At 37.4% G+C, this 20420-nt stretch carries 17 protein-coding genes; 6 read left to right on the forward strand and 11 right to left on the reverse strand.

The features are described from left to right. Positions 1 to 11: 11 nt before the first annotated feature. The 10 genes from HT711_RS04950 to HT711_RS04995 all read right to left on the reverse strand — a co-directional run bounded on the left by HT711_RS04950 (position 12) and on the right by HT711_RS04995 (position 11984). Positions 12 to 707 (reverse strand): GNAT family protein, encoded by a 696-nt coding sequence (locus HT711_RS04950; RefSeq protein ID WP_173249792.1) that lies wholly within the window; start codon positions 705 to 707, stop codon positions 12 to 14. A 109-nt stretch (positions 708 to 816) separates the two neighbouring features. After that, positions 817 to 3318 carry a leucine--tRNA ligase gene (gene leuS, locus HT711_RS04955; RefSeq protein WP_173249793.1) on the reverse strand — a complete coding sequence of 834 codons (2502 nt, stop codon included), beginning with the start codon at positions 3316 to 3318 and terminating at the stop codon, positions 817 to 819. A 349-nt stretch (positions 3319 to 3667) separates the two neighbouring features. After that, complete coding sequence (locus HT711_RS04960; protein ID WP_173213327.1) at positions 3668 to 4756, reverse strand: glycerol dehydrogenase; 1089 nt, start codon at positions 4754 to 4756, stop codon at positions 3668 to 3670. A 17-nt stretch (positions 4757 to 4773) separates the two neighbouring features. Beyond that, positions 4774 to 5442 carry a fructose-6-phosphate aldolase gene (locus HT711_RS04965; RefSeq protein WP_049524614.1) on the reverse strand — a complete coding sequence of 223 codons (669 nt, stop codon included), beginning with the start codon at positions 5440 to 5442 and terminating at the stop codon, positions 4774 to 4776. A gap of 18 nt (positions 5443 to 5460) precedes the next feature. Then, on the reverse strand, positions 5461 to 7899 hold the full coding sequence (locus HT711_RS04970) for a glycyl radical protein (RefSeq protein WP_173249794.1): 2439 nt from the start codon (positions 7897 to 7899) through the stop codon (positions 5461 to 5463). A gap of 161 nt (positions 7900 to 8060) precedes the next feature. Then, complete coding sequence (locus HT711_RS04975; RefSeq protein ID WP_153210277.1) at positions 8061 to 9350, reverse strand: PTS sugar transporter subunit IIC; 1290 nt, start codon at positions 9348 to 9350, stop codon at positions 8061 to 8063. A 16-nt stretch (positions 9351 to 9366) separates the two neighbouring features. Beyond that, positions 9367 to 9675 (reverse strand): PTS sugar transporter subunit IIB, encoded by a 309-nt coding sequence (locus tag HT711_RS04980; protein WP_173213322.1) that lies wholly within the window; start codon positions 9673 to 9675, stop codon positions 9367 to 9369. Between the two features lie 45 nt (positions 9676 to 9720). Then, complete coding sequence (locus HT711_RS04985; protein ID WP_173213320.1) at positions 9721 to 10041, reverse strand: PTS lactose/cellobiose transporter subunit IIA; 321 nt, start codon at positions 10039 to 10041, stop codon at positions 9721 to 9723. Between the two features lie 209 nt (positions 10042 to 10250). After that, positions 10251 to 11225: a sugar-binding transcriptional regulator gene (locus HT711_RS04990; protein WP_173249795.1), complete on the reverse strand. Its 975-nt coding sequence runs from the start codon at positions 11223 to 11225 to the stop codon at positions 10251 to 10253. A gap of 12 nt (positions 11226 to 11237) precedes the next feature. After that, positions 11238 to 11984 carry a DeoR/GlpR family DNA-binding transcription regulator gene (locus tag HT711_RS04995; RefSeq protein ID WP_061388975.1) on the reverse strand — a complete coding sequence of 249 codons (747 nt, stop codon included), beginning with the start codon at positions 11982 to 11984 and terminating at the stop codon, positions 11238 to 11240. Between the two features lie 121 nt (positions 11985 to 12105). Between HT711_RS04995 and HT711_RS05000 the strand changes: the two genes are divergently transcribed. The 6 genes from HT711_RS05000 (at position 12106) to HT711_RS05025 (ending at position 19382) form a co-directional block, all read left to right on the forward strand. After that, positions 12106 to 12882, forward strand: coding sequence for a glycyl-radical enzyme activating protein (locus tag HT711_RS05000; protein ID WP_000406173.1), 777 nt, complete (start codon positions 12106 to 12108; stop codon positions 12880 to 12882). 174 nt (positions 12883 to 13056) lie between these two features. After that, positions 13057 to 14706 carry a histidine kinase gene (locus HT711_RS05005; protein WP_173249796.1) on the forward strand — a complete coding sequence of 550 codons (1650 nt, stop codon included), beginning with the start codon at positions 13057 to 13059 and terminating at the stop codon, positions 14704 to 14706. Further along, positions 14699 to 15472: a response regulator gene (locus HT711_RS05010; RefSeq protein WP_173249797.1), complete on the forward strand. Its 774-nt coding sequence runs from the start codon at positions 14699 to 14701 to the stop codon at positions 15470 to 15472. Before HT711_RS05005 ends, HT711_RS05010 begins: the two co-directional genes overlap by 8 nt. A 111-nt stretch (positions 15473 to 15583) precedes the next feature. Continuing rightward, entirely contained in the window at positions 15584 to 16630 is a 1047-nt protein-coding gene (locus HT711_RS05015) for an ABC transporter substrate-binding protein (protein WP_023946787.1), read from the forward strand. 12 nt (positions 16631 to 16642) lie between these two features. Next, the gene (locus HT711_RS05020) at positions 16643 to 17734 is read left to right on the forward strand and encodes an ABC transporter ATP-binding protein (protein WP_061438662.1); all 1092 of its coding nucleotides are present in this window, start codon (positions 16643 to 16645) and stop codon (positions 17732 to 17734) included. Next, positions 17724 to 19382, forward strand: a complete 1659-nt coding sequence (locus tag HT711_RS05025) for an iron ABC transporter permease (protein WP_173249798.1) — start codon at positions 17724 to 17726, stop codon at positions 19380 to 19382. Before HT711_RS05020 ends, HT711_RS05025 begins: the two co-directional genes overlap by 11 nt. Before the next feature lie 258 nt (positions 19383 to 19640). On the opposite strand, the gene HT711_RS05030 is transcribed toward HT711_RS05025, so the two are convergent. Then, the gene (locus tag HT711_RS05030; RefSeq protein ID WP_050261297.1) at positions 19641 to 20333 is read right to left on the reverse strand and encodes a histidine phosphatase family protein; all 693 of its coding nucleotides are present in this window, start codon (positions 20331 to 20333) and stop codon (positions 19641 to 19643) included. Positions 20334 to 20420 lie beyond the last annotated feature (87 nt).

The following is a 20420-nucleotide window of genomic DNA, read 5'->3' on the forward strand; positions in this document are numbered from 1 at the left end:
CTCAACACCTCTTAGAGTTCTCTCAAGCTCTTGTACTGCCGTCGATTTTTATCAAAATTTTCAGGACGCAACCATGTTTCCAAACGAGTTTTGACTTGAGGCCAGTCCTTATCAATCATAGACAACCAATCCGTATCCCTCGTACGCCCCTTATAAACCACTGCCTGACGGAAGGTTCCTTCATAAATAAAGCCCAAACGCTCCGCAGCTCGTCTGGATGGCAGATTAAGAGAATCACATTTCCACTCATAGCGACGATAGTTAAGCTCCTCAAAGACATAGCAAGCCAAGAGATACTGGGCTTCTGTCCCTATCCGTGTCCCCTTGAGTTTTGAAGAAAAAGTGACAGCTCCCACTTCTATTACTCGGTTATTCTGGTCAATACGCATGAGAGAAAAAGTTCCCAAAGCCTTACCAGTCGCCTTGTCTATAATCGCATAGTAAAAACGGTCCTTACGAGCCAACATCTGATTTAAAAGGCTAACCAGCTCCTCCATATCTGCCACTGGTTCCTGAAAGAGGTAAGTCCACATCTCCCGAGGAGTATCTGGACCATAAACAGCTAATAAATCCTCCGCATGTTTTTCCACCGAAAGAGCCTCTACCCTAGCATAACGCCCTTCTAAGAAATCAATAGAAGGCAATTCGCCCGGTGTATAACCTTCCATTGACTCCCCAATCATCTGACCATATTCGTTTACTGGCATTGTTTTCTCCTTGATTCACTTTTCAAACTTTATAGTTGCCCATAGTATACCATACTTTCATAAGAAGATTCAAAAAATCCTCCAGATTCTACTCTGAAGGATTCCTATCTTATTTCACAACAATATTAACCAATTTATTCGGTACACTAATCACTTTCACGATGTCCTTACCGTCAATTTCTGCTTTAACCTTTTCATCAGCGAGAGCAATTTCTTGCAATTCTTCGCGTGATAGATCTTTAGCGACCATGAGTTTGGCACGGACTTTACCTTTGATTTGGACAACGATTTCGATTTCGTCTTCAACTAATTTGCTTTCGTCCCATGTTGGCCAAGCCACGTAAGAGATTGACTCACCTGTTGCCGCAACTGTTTGCCAGAGTTCTTCTGCCAAGTGAGGAGCAAATGGTGCAATCAATTGGATAAATCCTTTGGCGTAGTCCACATAGAGTTCGTCTTCCTTGTTAGCCGCATTGACAAAGACCATGAGTTGGGCAATAGCTGTGTTGAATTTCATAGACTCGATTTGCTCAGTGACAGATTTGACTGTTTCATTGTAGACCTTGTCAAGAGCGCCATTGTTTTCCGCAAGGATTTCCTTACTCATAATCAAACGGTAAACACGGTCAAGGAACTTACGGCTTCCTTCCAGACCTTCTTCAGACCAAGCGATTGAAGCATCAAGCGGTCCCATAAACATTTCATAGACACGAAGGGTATCAGCACCGTATTGTTCCACCACGTCGTCTGGGTTGACAACGTTCTTTAGAGATTTAGACATCTTGGCTGGTGCTTGCTCCAACTCTTCCCCTGTTTCCACATGGAAGAAAGAACCGTCACGTTTTTCAACCTTATCGGTTGCCACAAGAGCCCCACGGTGGTCACGGTAGCTTGTTCCCAAAATCATTCCTTGGTTAAAGAGTTTTTGGAATGGTTCCTTAGTTGGAACGACACCGAGGTCATAGAGGAATTTATGCCAGAAACGAGCGTAAAGCAAGTGAAGAACGGCATGCTCTGCACCACCCACGTAAATATCTACTGGCAACCATTGTTTGAGAAGGTCCTCATCAGCCAATTTCTCAGTATTGTGTGGATCAATATAGCGGAGGTAGTACCAGCTTGAACCTGCCCATTGTGGCATAGTGTTAGTTTCACGACGACCTTTGACACCATCTTCACGAGTCACTTCAAGCCAATCTGTCAAGTTAGCTAGTGGACTTTCACCAGTACCTGAAGGACGGATATCCTTGGTTACAGGCAAGACAAGCGGCAGTTCATTTTCAGGAACAGCTGTTGAAGTTCCATCTTCCCAATGAATGATTGGGATTGGTTCACCCCAGTAACGTTGACGGCTAAAGAGCCAGTCGCGGAGACGGTAGGTAACCTTCTCTTGTCCACAGCCTTTTTCTTCCAACCAAGCCACAATCTTGGCAATAGCGTCTTCTTTGTTGAGTCCATCTAGGAAGTCTGAATTGACATGAAGACCATCCTCTGTGTAGGCAGCTTCTGCTACATTTCCACCTTCAAGTACTTCTACGATTGGAAGGTCAAATTGTTTGGCAAATTCCCAGTCACGTTGGTCATGGGCAGGTACAGCCATAACGGCACCTGTTCCATAACTAGCAAGAACGTAATCCGCAATCCAGATTGGAATTTCCTTGCCATTGACAGGGTTGATGGCATAAGCACCAGTCCAAACACCAGTTTTTTCTTTGGCAAGGTCTGTACGAGCCAAGTCAGACTTAAGGCTAGCTTGGTGTTTGTAGTCTGCTACTGCCTCTGCTTGCTCTGTGCTTGTGATGGCATCTACTAGTTCATGCTCAGGAGCCAAAACAGTGAAAGTCGCACCGAAAAGGGTATCAGGACGAGTGGTAAAGACGGTGAATTCCTTGTCGGTTCCCTTAACTTTAAAAGTTACATTGGCACCAGTTGATTTCCCAATCCAGTTGCGTTGCATGTCCTTGATAGACTCTGGCCAATCAAGTTCATCTAAGTCATTGAGCAAGCGCTCTGCGTAGGCCGTAATTTTGAGCATCCATTGGCGCATTGGCTTGCGGACAACTGGATAGCCTCCACGCTCAGAAGTTCCGTCAGGAAGAACCTCTTCGTTGGCGATGGCTGTTCCCAATTCCTCAACCCAGTTTACTGGCACTTCCGCTTCATAGGCCAAGCCTTTTTCGTAAAGCTTGGTGAAGATCCACTGAGTCCATTTGTAGTAGTTTGGATCTGTTGTATTGACTTCACGATCCCAGTCATAAGAAAATCCAAGCGCATTGATTTGGCGTTTGAAGTTGGCAATGTTCTCAGCTGTAAATTCTGCTGGGTCATTACCAGTATCCATAGCGTATTGCTCTGCAGGCAAACCAAAAGCATCCCAACCCATTGGGTGAAGGACATTGTAGCCTTGCGCACGTTTGTAACGGCTGAGGATATCCGTTGCTGTGTAACCTTCTGGGTGTCCTACGTGCAGACCTGCTCCAGATGGATAAGGGAACATATCAAGCGCATAAAACTTAGGTTTTGACGCATCTGTTCCAGTCTTAAATGTATGATGTTCTGCCCAGTAGCCCTGCCACTTAGGCTCAATTTCTTTATGATTGTAAAAACTCATGGTCTCTCTCCAATTTTGTGATGTTACTATTATACCATTTTTGAGGGAATTTGAAATGTGTTAAAAGAAAAAACTGTATACTGTATTTCATTAATTTTGATTACTATGACTTGCCCTATCTCCCACTTTTTATCCCATTGTTATGCAGAAAATCAAGGAGTAAACCAAGAAGCTTATCTCGTATAGCACAAAATACTTATTTTAGACCGAAGATAAGACTGGAATACTAATTAATGTATTTACAATAAATAGCTGACAACCTGTATTACTTCCTGATTTATAAAGAGCTTCGGATACAATATGAGGATAAATAAAAGACTACCATTTGTAAAACAGTAGTCTCTATTGTTTATTGCGAATTTACATATGCATCTACAGCGATAATGGCTTGTGCAACATCTGAAGGCGAAATCTTAAACGGCATCTGATGGATTGTCTCACCCTCCATAGTTGCTTGTTTACCAACTTTTATTAAATCATCATATCCAACTTGATCCAAATGCATTTCTTTTAGAGTTGTTGGCATACCAATTTTTTTGTAAAACTCAATATACTTATCAAGTTCTTCTTTAGGTCTATTTTCCAATAAAAGTTGTACCAAAGTTCCATAAGCTACTTTTTCACCATGTGTTAAATGATGAATGTCACCCGTCAATGCAGTAAAACCATTATGAATTGCATGCGCCGCAGCCAATCCTCCACTTTCAAAACCTAGGCCACTCAATAGAGTATTAGCTTCAACAATATTTTCTAATGCTGGTGTCACCACTTTAGCTTCACAAGCTGCCATAGCCTGTAAACCATCTGCAAACAGCGTTTCTTCACATTTCTTCGCAATTGCAACTCCAGCCAACGTTTGTTCTTGTCCCAACATAGTTTTTCCATTTGCCTGCATAACTGCACGCGCCTCAACCCAAGTTGCTAAACCATCTGCAATACCAGACGCTAATAAACGCTTAGGAGCTTGTGAAATAACTTTTGTATCAACCAAAACTAAATCTGGATTTTTAGAATAAAATAGATAATGATCAAATGCACCTTCATCTGTATAAATAACAGATAAAGCAGATACAGGTGCGTCGGTCGATGCAATTGTTGGAGCAATAATAACAGGTTTTTCAATCAAATCTGCAATAGCTTTTGCACTATCAATCGTCTTTCCACCACCGAGCCCGATAATACTATCACAATTTTCTTTCTCAGCCAAGGCAACAACTCGATTGATTTCATTGTCAGAAGCTTCACCATTAAACTGGGCTAGAACAATATGGAAACCATACCTATGTAGGTAATCTTCAAATCGTTTTCCAACAATATCATAAACCAACTGATCGCATAATAGAATCGGACGATTTCCCAAATCCAATATTGATTTGGCATTTTCGAACAAGGCATTTTCCCCTTGAATATATCTCGAAGGACTAGCAAAAATTCTCATGTTTGTTTCCTCTCTATCTAAATGGAACGACTATTTTGAGTAACAAACCAGTCGTCAGAAAAATCATCAACCGCCTTTTGGATAGATGGCATGGCGAAAGCTGATTCAAAAACATCTGCTCCTGCTGTAACAGCATGCGCACCTGCAGCTAAAGCATTATTTACTTGTGCTACATTTTTAAAGGATGCAGCTAAAATCTTACTAGGAGAGTTCTGTCTATCAATAGCAAGAGCTAATTGACGAATGACAGAATTTGAATCAATGTTCAGATTTTCCATTCTATTATAATATGGAGCTAGGTAATCCGCTCCTGCTTCGATAGCTAATAATCCCTGAATAACTGTATAAATAGCTGTTGCAGTGATAGGGTAGCCCTCTTTTTTTAGCACCTTTATTGCACGTAATCCAGCTGGAGTAACAGGTACTTTGATAAATATATCATCTCCTGCTTGTCTCCGAATTTCATGAGCATCCTTTAAGATGCCTTCAAAATCTTGAGAAATCACCTGAACATGAATAGAGGGTGCAGAGCCAATCAATTCTCTTACATCTTTGATTCGTTCAAAAAAATTAATAGAACCCTCTCTTTTTGCAATAGTGGGATTTGAAGTTACCCCAGCTAGCGGTAAAATTTCAGACCACTTTTTAATCTCATCTAAATTTAATGTGTCAAGCATAAATTCCATAAAAAGAACCTCTTTATTTTACAAAGTATGCTCAGTACGTCCTATAATATCATCTTGGGTTGCCTTAGAAAGAACATTGAAGAATGCAGAGTATCCTGCAACACGAACAATTAAGTCTCTGTGTTTTTCAGGATGTTTCTGAGCGTCAATCAACGTCTCTCTGGAAACAACATTGTATTGAATATGGTACCCATGTAAACGATTAAAGAATGTTCGTAACAAAGCAATTAGTTTTAATTTATCTTCTTCTTTGGCTAAGGTTTGAGGATTTACTTTCTGATTTAAGAGAACCCCACCTACGATTTCATCTGTTGGTAATTTTGAAACAGATTTTAAAACAGATGTAGGGCCGTGTTGATCCATATTATGTGATGGTGAACAACCCTCTGCTAACGGTGTACCCGCGTTGCGTCCATCTGGCGTTGCTAATGTTCCACGTCCCTGTCCTACGTTGGCTGAGATAGAAGATGTTCCTGAATAACGAATTCCTCCAATAGGTCCTCTTCCATAACGTGTATTAGGATATTTAGCAATTTCATCAACATAAATGTCATAAGCAGCAGTAACCAATTTGTCAGCATAATCATCATCATTACCGTACTTAGGTGCATCATGAATCAACATTTCTTGAATGACCTTACCTTCTTCTCCGGCATAATCTGTTTCCAGTGCATGCCAAAGCTGACTTGGGCTTATACGTTCTTCCTCAAATACCAATTTTTTAATTGCAGCTAATGAATCCGACAAATTTGCAATTCCAACTTGCAAACCTGATATATAATCATATACTGCTCCACCTTCTTTCAGGTGTTTTCCACGACCAATACAATCATCAGTCAATGCTGAACATAGAATATCAGGAACTTCTCGTTCCAATGATAAATCAATAGAATTTTCAACAATAACACTCATTCGTGTCAAATATCTTAGTGTTTTATCCCAAGCATTTTCTAATTCAGAAAAGTTCTTCATATCCTTAAAATGACCAAAGCTTGGTGCAAACCGTTTACCCGAAGCCGGATCAATTCCATCATTCATCGTGATAAGTAGAACCTTAGGGAAGTTCATATAACTCATACCTGTGCAACGATAGCCCCATTTCCCTGGAACTGCCGTTTCAACACATCCAATGGCACTGTAATCATAAGCATCATCTTCCAATACTCCTTTTGCAATAAAAGAAGGAATAATAATCTCATCATTATTAAATGCAGGCATACCAAAACCAAGTTTCATCACTTCAATACACTCATTCATGAAACGAGCATCTAAACCTGCATGGTAACGTACAGTTAGATTAGGTTGCGGTAGATGGGTTTGTGCAACTGATTTTAATACCAAATAAGATAATGGGTTAACAGCATCCTTCTTATCTCGAGTCTGTCCACCAATTGTAACATTTTGATATAAAGGACTTCCTGCTGAAGAAAATGTATGTGCTTGACTGCGAACCTTATTAATTGTAATTGTCTTAATCCAAAGATTTGTTAGACGTTCAACAATGCTATCTTCTGTTTCTTTACCACTTTCTAAATCAGCCTTCATATATGGATACATATATTGATCAAAACGGCCATATGAAAGAGAGTGGCCATTAGATTCAATTTGTAAAATACATTGAATAAACCAGACTGATTGAATAGCTTCTGCAAAAGTAGTTGCCGGCTCATATGGGACTCGAGAGCAAATATCTGCAATCTCAAGTAATTCTTTCTTACGTTTAGGATTTGCATTTTCGGCTAAACTTTTAGCAAGAGCAACAAAGCGATTTGCATATACTTTAATAGCATCGATTACGATAAATATAGAGTCGTAAAAATGATATTTATCAATACTTGCTGGATCTGTTAAATCTAGCGCTGCTTTCGATTTACGAGCCCGCTCTTCAAAACCTCTTAAACCAAATTGCAACAATTTCTGATAGTTAACTGCTAAGTGAGCATCTCCAGAATTCATCTTACCTTCCATACCGAAGAATCCTGTTTCCATATAAACAGACACTTCTTCAGGTAATAAGGCACCAGCTCTCGCACGTAAATTATTATTTTCCCAAAACGGAGCAATACTTCTAAGTTGTTCTTTTGTTTCTTCAGTAATATAGAAAACATCTCCATCACGCTTTTCAAAAAGATCCAACTCATTGAGAACAAATTCTAGCGTATATTCTGGAAAAATAGGAGCATCTTTATTGGAAGAAGCTTGATTTCCCGCAATCATAGATTCTTCTTCGATATAGATAGTCATATTTTCCAAAATTTCTTTGAGCATATAGGCGCGTTTTAGGACATTAGGTTGTTCCTTATATCGATCATAAGCGCGTGTTGCTAAAACTGCTCTTTCAGCATCAATATAAGGTTTTTTATTTAAAACATCTTCTCGATATTTGTTCATCCTTTCAGTAAGGCTGCCAAAATATTCTGTCTTGATTGTTGTTCTTGCTACTTCTGTATTTACCATCGTAAGCACCTTTCTTTCGAAAATATTTTTGTTTCTTTCGAAAATATAATACCTGATTTTTTAGAGAATTTCAAGCTTTTAACTAGAAAAACTTTAACTCTCTAATTTTTAGCACAAATGTGTGTGTTTAATGACAATACACAAATGTTTTTTTAGAATTATCATGCTTCATTCTGATAAGCTAAACGATCCTGTACTTTAAAGAATGGGAAATAAACTAATGTAGACATCGCTAATATCACCAGCTGAGTAATAACTCCTTGCCATCCACCAACCATAAATCCTGATATAATAGCTGGGGTGCTCCAAGGTAATGTAACTCCTGAAAATGGCTGCATGAAACCTGTTGCAATAGCTCCATATACTATCACAGCTGCAAGTACAGGAACAAGAATGAAAGGTACAAACATAACTGGATTCATAACAATTGGAAATCCAAATACAACTGGCTCATTTACGTTAAATATTGCTGGAAAGGCTGCTACTTTACCTAACGCTTGGTACTGTTTCGATTTTGCTGCAAAAAGCATCGCAACTACAAGACCAAACGTAATCCCTGAACCAGATAGAATTAAAAATGAATCTAAAAACTGTTGGGTAACAATATGTGCTCCATTTTCTAATGATAGATTACCAGAGGCTAACATAGCTTTATTAGCATCAAGATTAGATAAAAGCAGAGCTGTCACTACTCCATTTACTACCGATTGTCCATGGACACCAAACCACCATAAAAATGATATAAAGAATGCAATTCCAATTGCACCATACAAAGATCCAGTTAAACCTTGCAATGGAACTTGAATAGCAGAATAAATCATTTCTATGAATGTTCCGCCATTAGTCAATGAGCTCGCTAAAATATATACAATCATAGAAAGTAAGAAAATTACAAATGCTGGAATCATTGCTTCAAACTGTTTGGCAATAGCTTGTGGAACTTGTTCTGGCATCTTAATAACAATTTTTCTCTTTATAAAGAAGGTATAAATACTTCCTACTACCAAACCTATAATGATAGCACCGATAATTCCTTGACCTCCAAACCAAACTTTACTAATAGCATCCCCAATTGCCTCACCTTGTTTAGGGATATAAGATGATCTTAGCAAAATAAAGAATGCAGATACAGATAGAACCCCAGCTGGCAAAGCCTCTACTCCGCTATTCTTAGCATAAGAATAGGCAATTGAAAAACAAGAAATTAGACCCATAATCGCAAAAGTTCCTGAATAGACTTGCATAAACGGCTCTGTCCAATTTGCTCCAAATACACTAGCAATGCTCTTGTTTAATCCTTCAAATGGCAATTGTCCCATAATCAAGAATAAACTACCAACTACTGTCAATGGCAAAATTGCTAACATACCATCTTTTAGAGCTATAATACCACGCATATTCACAAATTTCATCATTGGTGCAATGATTTTCTGAACATCCATCTTTGCCATAATAAAACTCCTTTTCTTACCCACTAATCAAAGATAGGGCCAAATCTAATACTTTTTTCCCATCTAACATACCATAGTCCATCATCGGAATAACAGCTATCGGAACATTACACTTATCACAAATTTCTTTTGACTTATCTAATGTATAAGCAACTTGCGGTCCCAATAGTGCGACATCTATATTTGGGGCATAATCAGCTAATTTAGACTGAGAAAACGCCTCTATTTCTGCTTCAACTCCACTAGATTGCGCTGCAATTTTCATATTATTTACAAGCATACCAGTAGAAAATCCTGCTGCACAAAACAAACCAATCTTCACCATTATATTTTCCTCCTCTATGTTAATAACAATGACAATACTCTAGTATTATTTTTTTTGAAGTTCTTTTCTCAAACTAATAATTTCTTTGATTAAATTAATCTCCGTCATACTAGTCATGAGATGATCTTGTGAATGAACAAAGAGAGCTGTTATTTCTGTCTTTGTACCAGACGCTTCCTGGGCCAAGAATTTTGTTTGTAGATTATGGGCTTCTAATAAAGCTGCATCAGCTAACTGGATTTCTTCTTCACATCGTTCACATGTACCGTTTTTTATATAATCTAACGCTTTATAAATATGTTGTTTCGCATCGCCAGCATATAAAATTAAACCCATGATAATTTGATCTGGAACAATCATTTCCATAAATTCCTCCTCATTTCACTATGTAAAAAGCTTTTTTCATTTGAAATTTTAAAATTTTCTTTTGTAACTATAGAATACAACTACATAATAAACTTGTCAATCTAAAAACAACAAATAAACAATTTTTATTTATATAAGCACAAATGTGCAATCAACTAAAAAGAAAAAAGAAAAAACGATAAACTGATATCAGTCTATCATTTTCACTCTCATAAAATATTTCGAAAAGAAAAATCACCATCTTCTTCTAAAACTTTTAAAATTGTATTTTTATCTGTAATCAGATGATTTACTAGATTAGCACGCAAGACAGAAAGAATCGCAGATACTTTCGTATCACCATAAGCAACAGCTAAACTTTGAGGAATATTTTTTAAATCTTCCAAAGAGATTGCTATCGTTCTTTCCTGTAAGTTCTCATAAACTTCTTTACCTTTTGAATCAAAGAATCGACAACAAATTTCCCCTACAGTTTTAACTTTTGTCAATTCTTTAAAGTCATCCTCTGTAAGCATGTCTAACCATTGATGTTTTCCTTTATTACTAAAATCACCAATCCCAACCACAACTATATCTAAATCTTTCCAACTGTTTTTCAAATCTTCAAAATATCTTGATTGCAAAATACCATCTGCTAACAATTTATTTTCTTGCACAATTGTTGCATTCATAAATGTACACTCTCCATGAAATTTTCTAGACATTTCATAAATCAGTGTATTCACATGGTATTTAGCGTGTATATGACTAGGACCACCTGCTAGAGGATAGAAGTGAACATTTCGGACACTTTTGCTGTGAATTAAATCTACTAAATTACTTAAACTTTTCCCCCAAGAAAAGCCAATTTTCATATTATCATCAATTAAATTCCTAAGGACACCTGCTGCAACTTGAGAAATTCTTTCAGATAAAATTGTTAGATTATCATCAAATTCGTTTGGAATAATTTCTAAACTTTCCAGACCATACTTTTCTTTTACATAATTTTCCAACTTAAACATATTGGTATCAAAATTCTCTATTTCAATTTTAACAATTCCTGCATTCCTTGCTTCTGTTAACATTCTACTAATAGAGGTTCTATAAATTCCTAATTTTGCTGCTATTTGTGACTGATTTAAGTTTTCAATATAATACAGATAAGCAATTTTAGAGAGCAGTTTATTCCTATCTTGATTCATACACTTAACCTCTTACGAAACTACCTTAACCATTATCCCAGCATTTTCTAATGTAGCTATATTTTGTTTAGAAAGTTTTTCGTCTGTTATTACTTCATAGACTTGACTTAAAGCAAATCTTCTTACTATACCCCTTTTATCAAATTTACTTGAGTCAGTTAGGACAATGACTTTATCCGACGCTGCTGAAATATATTGAACTACCTCACTGCGCATTAAATCTTTTCCTGTAAAGCCCATCTCTTTATCGTAACCATCTGTCCCAACAAAAGCTTGATGCACATGAAAAGTCTGTATCATTTCTTTTAATAAAGGTCCCACAGTAACCTGTGAATCCTTCTGAAACTCTCCACCAAGAACAATAATACGACATGAATCATAAGCTCTCACAAAATTTGCTATAAAAAATGAATTTGTTACAATCGTAACATTTCTTTTTTGCTTGCAAATTTCCTCAGCAAGTAAAGCACAGGTTGAACCAGATTCTATCATTATTGTTTCATTATCTGATACTAATTTTACTGCTTCTTGAACAATTTTTCTCTTGATTTCATAATTAATTGACAAGCGTACATTTAAGTCATCTCCACTATTTAATACAGCATATCCATGCTCTCTGTGTAATAAGCCTTTTGACTCTAATTTATCTAAATCTTTTCTAATCGTTACTTTTGATACATTTAATTTTTCCGATAATGTATTAACATCAATCTTTTCATATTCTGATACTAATTTAATAATTTGTTCCAATCTTTTCATTTTACACCTCCGTTTTATTCTACCAAAATAAAAAGCAAAAAACAACAAATTAAACTTTCGTTCGTAATTGTTTTTCTTTCGTTTTTGTGATAGGATAGAATTATAAAGAGGAGGAACTCTTATGGAAATATCTAAAGGAATTATTTTTAATATTCAACACTTTTCAATTCATGACGGTCCGGGTATTCGTACAACTGTTTTTTTAAAAGGATGCCCTCTGCGCTGTCCATGGTGTTCTAATCCTGAATCTCAAAGAATGAAACCTGAAAAAATGAAAGATGCTCAACGAGAGAAATTCACTTTAGTAGGTGAAGAAAAAACTGTAGAAGAAATTATTACAGAGGTATTAAAAGATAAAGAATTTTACGAAGAATCCGGTGGAGGTTTAACTTTATCAGGGGGTGAAATATTTGCTCAGTTTGAATTTGCTAAAGCCATCTTAAAGTCAGCTAAAGAACATCACATACACACTGCCATTGAAACTACTGCCTTTGTTGATCATGAAAAATTTGTTGATTTAATCCAATATGTGGATTTTATCTACACAGACCTAAAACATTATAATTCTATAAAACATAAAAAAGTGACTGGGGTTTTTAATCAAATGATTATTAAAAACATTCATTATGCTTTTTCTCAACATAAAACTATCGTTTTAAGAATCCCGGTTATTCCTGATTTTAACAATAGTTTAGAGGATGCAGAAGAATTCGCTACTCTATTTAACTCATTAAATATCGACCAAGTTCAACTACTCCCTTTTCATCAATTTGGTGAAAACAAATATCGTTTATTAAATCGGAAATATGAAATGGATGGAGTCAACGCACTTCATCCCGAAGATCTTATTGATTATCAAAAGGTATTTCTGAACCATCATATTAATTGTTATTTCTAGTTTATTTCCTTGAAATGCTCTAGCTATTTGCAGATAACAAGCATCTATAATACATACTTAACTTCTCAAAAGGTTTAGCTAAAAAATTTTAGCCAAACCTTTTCTATTTTACCTTGCTCTAAAATTTTTAAACTGCTATACTTATAACAGAAAACCCTTCCAAGGAGGTAGCAGATGTCTCATTCCTTTAAAAAATCTCTCCAAAAAGAAATTCTCCATAGAAGCTCTATCGCAGCCTTTATGACCTCTCTTTTACTGCTCATTTTACTTTTTGGTTTTTCCTATTTTTTACAAAAGCAACAACTCTCCAAAGACACGAGACAGATTGTAAAACAGGTTCAAGAAATGAAAGAAGCCAATAATGAGCTCCTGACTACTATGAACCATAAAATGATTCCTGAATTTTTGGACGGCAAACACACAGAGCGAGAAGTCTTTAGCTTATTTTACGAGACAAAAGCTAGATTGAAGCTTAGTTCTGACCTCATTATCCTAAGTGATACAGGTGAATTACTATTTAGTACCAATCGAAATCATCAAGAAAGTATTTTATCTCCCTACTATCTAAAACTGCTCATTCAAAATCCTTCTCAAGATAAAGTGACAGAAAAAATTGCACTCTCTTCAGATAAGCAACATTACACACTCTTTATCAAACCACTACTTCAAAACCAACGAGTTAAGGCCTATACTATTGCTTTCGTAAATGAGAATGATTTCATCTCAAGTTTCCCAATGATCAATTCCAAATACATCATTACCGATAGCTTTGGAAATATGTTTTCCAACAATACAAATCAGTTTACTCGTTCCACTCTGGAAAAATTGGATGAAAAACTCCTACACTCTCGCACCCACTGGTATGCGAATGAACCGCTTATTGTTCAAAAAGAAAAAGTCGGTGCTATTTTTTCAATCTATACTTTTCAATCCTTCTTTCCCATTCCTAGCTTACTCGGTCTAGCCTCCGTCCTCACCTTATGTATATTCTTCCTCTACTTCTGGCAAGCGAGACGAATTGCTCATAAGATTGCTACACACAACGCTGTTCCCATTGAAAGTTTGGTTTACCAACTTCAAGAAATTCCTAAACAAGCAGAAAAAAGGCTTTCTCTACAAACAGGTGATGAGTTTGAGTTTATGGCAGAAAAAATAAACAATATGTTGTACGAATTAGATCAACTTCATCAAAAAATGTTGACCATAGAAAAAGAAAAGTGGATTTTTGAAAGAAAAATGCTGGAAGCTCAGTTCAATCCTCATTTTCTCTACAATACACTTGAGACGATTAAAATCACTTCTTTAATGGATGCCGCTCTCACACAAGACCTGATTCAAAACCTCACGCGCATTCTTCGCTACAGTATCACCGATTTAGAAAAAGAAACAACCATTTGCCAAGATTTAAAGATTATAGAGGATTACCTGATGATTCATAAGATTCGTTTCGAGCACTTTTCTTATGATATTGTCTGTCCAGAAACTGTTGATAATCAACCTATTCCTAAACTTTTCTTGCTTCCTTTAGTAGAAAATGCTATAAAATATGGGATGCAATACCGTATTGATCTTCATATAGATATCCAAATTACCTTGGAAACAGATTCTCTGACTTTTTTAGTCAAGGATAACGCCGGAGGACTCACAAAACAAGAGCGACTCGCTATTTTAGACTCTTTAGAAAGCCCTCATACCCAGCATGGCATCGTGAACAGCTACAAACGATTGAGCAATTTCTTTTCTGATGTCCAGCTAGATCTAGGAGTCAATCGCCAAGGAGAAACTTGGGTCAAATTTGTAACGAAAGGACTAACTCATGTTTAAGCTCATTATCGTAGAGGATGAACACCTCATCCGAAAATGGCTAGAGATTGCCGTAGACTACTCTGCCTTGGGTATCCAAGTCGTAGGAACTGCCAGTCACGGTCAAGAGGGAATGAAACTCATCCAAGAAAAAGAACCTCATATTGTCTTAACAGACATCACAATGCCAATTATGGATGCTTTTATGATGTTCGAAGCCACTCGTACCCTTCCCTATGAAAAAGTTATCTTATCAGGTTATAACGATTTTCAAAATGCCAAAAAAGCCATGCAATATGGAGCAGTTGATTTCTTATCCAAGCCAATTGATACCAAGGAATTGACAGAATGTCTTCAAAACATTGTTTTGCGATTACAAGGTAGCACCTATCAAGAAACTCCTTTTTTAGAAGAATATCAAACTTTACTCACCTCTATCCAACAGGTTGATACACAAAACCAAATCATTCAACAAATTATTTCCTTTGTCCACAAGCATTATGCAGAGCATTTTACGATTGCGACTATTGCTGAAGCTTTAAACTATAGCGAAAGCTATCTATATAAAGTTATCAAAGAAGACTTCCCCATGACTCTAAATGAATATATCTTACAATATCGTCTGAAACAAGCTATAGAGAAGATAGCTGAATCTCCCAACTCCCCTCTAAGCGACATTTCTGATCAAGTTGGATTTTCAGACTATAAATATTTTGCCAAAGTTTTTAAAAAGTATCTCCATATTTCTCCAAAGGAATTGAAATCACTCGGAAGAATAGTAAAATAAGCTATTCTTCTTTTTGTAGAGAATTTTACTCTAATAGAATAGAATTGTCGGTTTTTAAAACGCTTACATTGTTTTAAAATAAACTTAAATAACACAACGGAGGTATCCATCATGAAAAAGAAATGGATGTATTATGCTGCTTGCGGACTAGCTCTTTTTGGTCTTGCTGCTTGTTCTTCTAATGAATCTGCCGATGGCGATTCATCTGATAAAGGAGACGGCGGTTCGCTAGTCGTTTATTCACCAAACTCAGAGGGCTTAATCGGAGCAACTATTCCTGCCTTTGAAGAAAAATATGGTATCAAAGTAGAACTGATTCAAGCTGGTACTGGAGAACTTTTCAAAAAACTAGAGTCAGAAAAAGAAGCTCCTGTAGCTGATGTCATCTTTGGTGGTTCTTATACACAATATGCTACCCACGGAGAACTCTTTGAAAACTATACTTCAAAAGAAAATGATAATGTTATCAAAGAATATCAAAACACAACTGGCTACTCTACACCTTATACACTAGATGGTAGTGTTTTAATCGTCAATCCTGATTTAACAAAAGGCATGAACATCGAAGGATATAGCGACCTTCTCAAACCTGAACTAAAAGGAAAAATTGCAACTGCTGACCCAGCAAACTCTTCTAGCGCCTTTGCTCAATTAACAAATATGCTACAAGCTCAAGGTGGTTACAAAGACGATAAAGCCTGGTCTTATGTAAAAGATCTCTTCACACTTATTGATGGGAAAATCGGTTCAAGTTCATCTGGTGTCTATAAAGCAGTCGCTGACGGAGAAATGGCTGTTGGTCTCTCTTATGAAGATCCAGCAGTTAAACTCTTAAATGACGGAGCTAACATTAAGGTAGTCTATCCAAAAGAAGGAACCGTCTTCCTACCTGCTAGTGCTGCTATCGTTAAAAAAGCGAAAAATATGGAAAATGCCAAGAAATTTATCGATTTTATTATCTCTCAAGAAGTACAAGATACACTTGGTACAACCACTACTAACCGTCCTGTTCGTAAAAATGCCAAAACAAGCGAAAATATGAAACCAATTGACAAAATCAAAACACTCACTGAAGATTATGATTATGTCATCAAGAATAAATCAGATATCGTTAAGAAATACAACGAAGTCTTTACAGATATCCAATCTAAACAGTAAAAGAGGTTCACTATGAGTGAGATCAAAATTATCAACGCCAAAAAAATCTACCACGATGTCCCTGTTATTGAGAATTTGAACATTACAATTCCAAAAGGAAGTCTCTTTACCCTTCTTGGACCTTCAGGTTGTGGGAAAACGACTCTTCTTCGTATGATTGCAGGTTTCAACAGTATCGAAGGCGGAGAATTTTACTTCGATGATACAAAAATCAATAATATGGAACCCAGCAAACGCAATATCGGGATGGTTTTTCAAAACTACGCTATTTTCCCACATTTGACTGTTCGAGATAATGTTGCTTTTGGTCTTAAGCAAAAGAAGGTTCCAAAAGAAGAATTGATTCAACAGACCAATAAATATCTTGAACTCATGCAAATTGCTCAATATGCGGATCGAAAGCCCGATAAACTCAGTGGTGGACAACAACAACGTGTCGCCTTGGCACGTGCCTTAGCGGTTAATCCAAGTGTTCTCCTCATGGACGAGCCACTTAGTAATCTGGATGCCAAACTTCGCTTGGATATGCGTCAAGCCATTCGAGAAATCCAACACGAAGTAGGAATTACAACTGTTTATGTGACCCACGACCAAGAAGAAGCTATGGCTATTTCAGACCAAATTGCTGTTATGAAAGACGGAGTCATCCAACAAATCGGTCGGCCAAAAGAACTCTATCATAAACCAGCTAATGAGTTTGTAGCAACCTTTATCGGACGCACAAATATTATCCCCGCCACTCTTGAAAAACGGAGCGACGGCGCTTATATCGTATTTTCAGATGGCTATGCCCTTCGAATGCCAGCCCTTGATCATGCTGAGGAGCAAGCCATTCATGTAAGCATTCGTCCTGAAGAGTTTATCAAAGATGAATCTGGAGATATTGAAGGAACTATTAGCGATAGCGTCTATCTTGGACTGAATACTGAATACTTCATCGAAACAGGGTTTGCCTCAAAAATTCAAGTTAGCGAAGAATCAACTTTTGAAGAAGATCTACAAAAAGGCGATCGTATTCGCCTACGAATCAATACTCAAAAATTAAACGTCTTTTCTGCAGATGGTTCACAAAACCTGATAAAAGGAGTCAACCATGGAACGTAAAAAACTAAATATTTGGACAGCCTCCTCTTTCTTCATCTTTCTTACCTATCTTGTCTTTCTCGTTTATCCTATCGTTACCGTGCTCAAGCAAGCACTCATACATGAAGGTCAATTCTCACTAGCTAATTTTGTCACTTTCTTTAGTAAAGCCTACTACTCTGAGACACTTGTTAACAGTTTCAAGGTTTCCATTACCGCTACTGTCACTTCCTTAGTCGTAGGAACCCTATTAGCTTATCTCTTCTCTATGTATGACTTCAAGGGGAAGAAATTTCTACAAATATTGATTATCATTGCTTCCATGTCAGCTCCTTTTGTGGGAGCCTACTCCTGGATTCTCTTACTGGGACGAAACGGGGTCATTACTAAATTCCTGACAAATTCCCTTCATCTTCCAGCTATCGATATTTATGGATTCAAAGGAATTGTACTTGTCTTTACACTGCAACTATTCCCACTGGTATTTCTATACGTTGCTGGGACAATGAAGAGTATTGACAATTCTCTACTTGAAGCAGCTGAAAGTATGGGGTCCTTCGGATTTAAGCGTATCGTAACGGTCATTTTACCTCTCCTAGTTCCAACCTTACTAGCTGCTGCCCTACTTGTATTTATGAGAGCATTCTCAGACTTTGGAACGCCTATGTTGATTGGTGAAGGGTATCGGACTTTCCCCGTCTTGATTTATACCCAATTCATTAGCGAGGTTGGAGGAAATTCTGCTTTTGCATCTGCTTTAGCAATTATGGCGATTATCATTGCCTTGGCAATTTTCCTTATCCAAAAACACATTGCAAATCGCTACAGTTTCAGCATGAATTCGCTCCATCCAATTGAGCCTAAAAAAACTACAAAAGGAAAAATGGCTGCCATTTATGCAACAGTCTACGGAATTATCTTTATCTCTGTTTTACCTCAAATTTACTTGATTTATACTTCTTTTCTAAAAACATCAGGTATGGTATTTGTCAAAGGTTATTCTCTAAACAGTTACAAGGTAGCTTTCACTCGTATGGGCTCTGCTATTTTCAATACCATTCGTATCCCTTTGATTGCCTTAGTTCTAGTTGTTCTATTTGCAACATTTATCTCCTACCTAGCCGTTAGAAAACGGAATTTGTTTACAAACTTAATTGACAGCCTCAGTATGGTTCCTTATATTGTACCAGGAACCGTTCTAGGGATTGCCTTCATTTCTTCCTTCAATACCGGTCTATTTGGAAGTGGATTTCTTATGATTACTGGGACAGCTTTCATCCTGATTATGTCCCTATCTGTCAGAAGATTGCCTTATACTATTCGCTCATCTGTTGCTAGCTTGCAACAAATAGCACCAAGTATTGAAGAAGCCGCTGAAAGCTTAGGAAGTAGCCGTCTCAATACCTTTGCCAAGATTACAACTCCAATGATGCTATCTGGTATTATTTCTGGAGCCATCTTATCTTGGGTCACAATGATTTCAGAACTCTCTACTTCTATCCTCCTCTACAATGTCAAAACAAGAACAATGACTGTAGCCATTTATACAGAAGTTCTCAGAGGAAATTACGGTGTAGCCGCAGCCTTGTCAACTATCCTCACTGTTCTAACAGTAGGTTCCTTGCTCTTGTTCATGAAAATCTCTAAAAGCAACAGCATTACACTTTAGTTTTCCCCCTCAAAAACAGCCGAAAGGATTACCCTCGGCTGTTTTTTCTTATCTTGATATTCTTATCAAATCCCTAGTTCCTAGCAAGCAAGTCTAAACTGATTATACTCAATGAAAATCAAAGAGCAAACTAGGATACTAGCCGCAGGTTGCTCAAAGCACTGCTTTGGGGTTGTAGATAAGACTGACTGACGAAGTCAGTAACCATATCTACGGCAAGACGACGTTGACACAGTTTGAAGAGATTTTCGAAGAGTATTAAATAGAGGCTTCCTCCATCTTCTCACGTCCTAGTTCTCGGTAACTACGGTCACCAACAACCTCAACGCTAAACTGACCGTCCTCATATTCAAGAATCGTCACGCTACCATTATCGAGACCATGTGGATGCATACCATTGATCAGATAAACAATGGTTCCAATGGTCATTCCATGGCTGACAACGAGAGCATTGCCTCCACCTTGTTCTTCCATTTCTTTGGCAATCGCTTCAAAACCTTCCTTGATTCGGCCACTGAGTTTTTCCCAGCCTTCAGCCCAACCAGCTGTATCGACCTCTACCAAGCCCTCAGCCAGTTCAGCATAAGATAATTGGTGAACATGGTCCACATTAAAGATACGAGGAATAATGCCCATGAAAAGATCACCATCATAAGCTCCATCAAAGCTACCAAAACACCATTCTCTGATCCGCTTGTCCATGCGATAAGGAATTTTTCCCTGCAAGCCAAGCTCGTCAAGGATAATTCCCATTGTCTGAATGGTGCGCCCAGAATCACTGGAATAAGCACGCTCAAACTGCAGACCAGATTCTCGCAAACCGATTCCTAACTCTTGAATCCCTCGTTCACCTTCAGTTGTTAAGGGAGTATCGCTCCAACCTTGCGCGCGACCAATCGTGTTAAACATGGTCTTGCCATGACGTACCAAATACAATCGTACTTTTACCATTTTCCGTCCTCCATTTGCTTCTATTATATCATGGATGATAAAACAAAAGCCACCCAGACAGGCGACTTTTGCAGGAGATTATTATGA

The sequence above is a fragment of the Streptococcus sp. 1032 genome, assembly GCF_013277015.1.
Taxonomy (GTDB): Bacteria; Bacillota; Bacilli; order Lactobacillales; family Streptococcaceae; genus Streptococcus.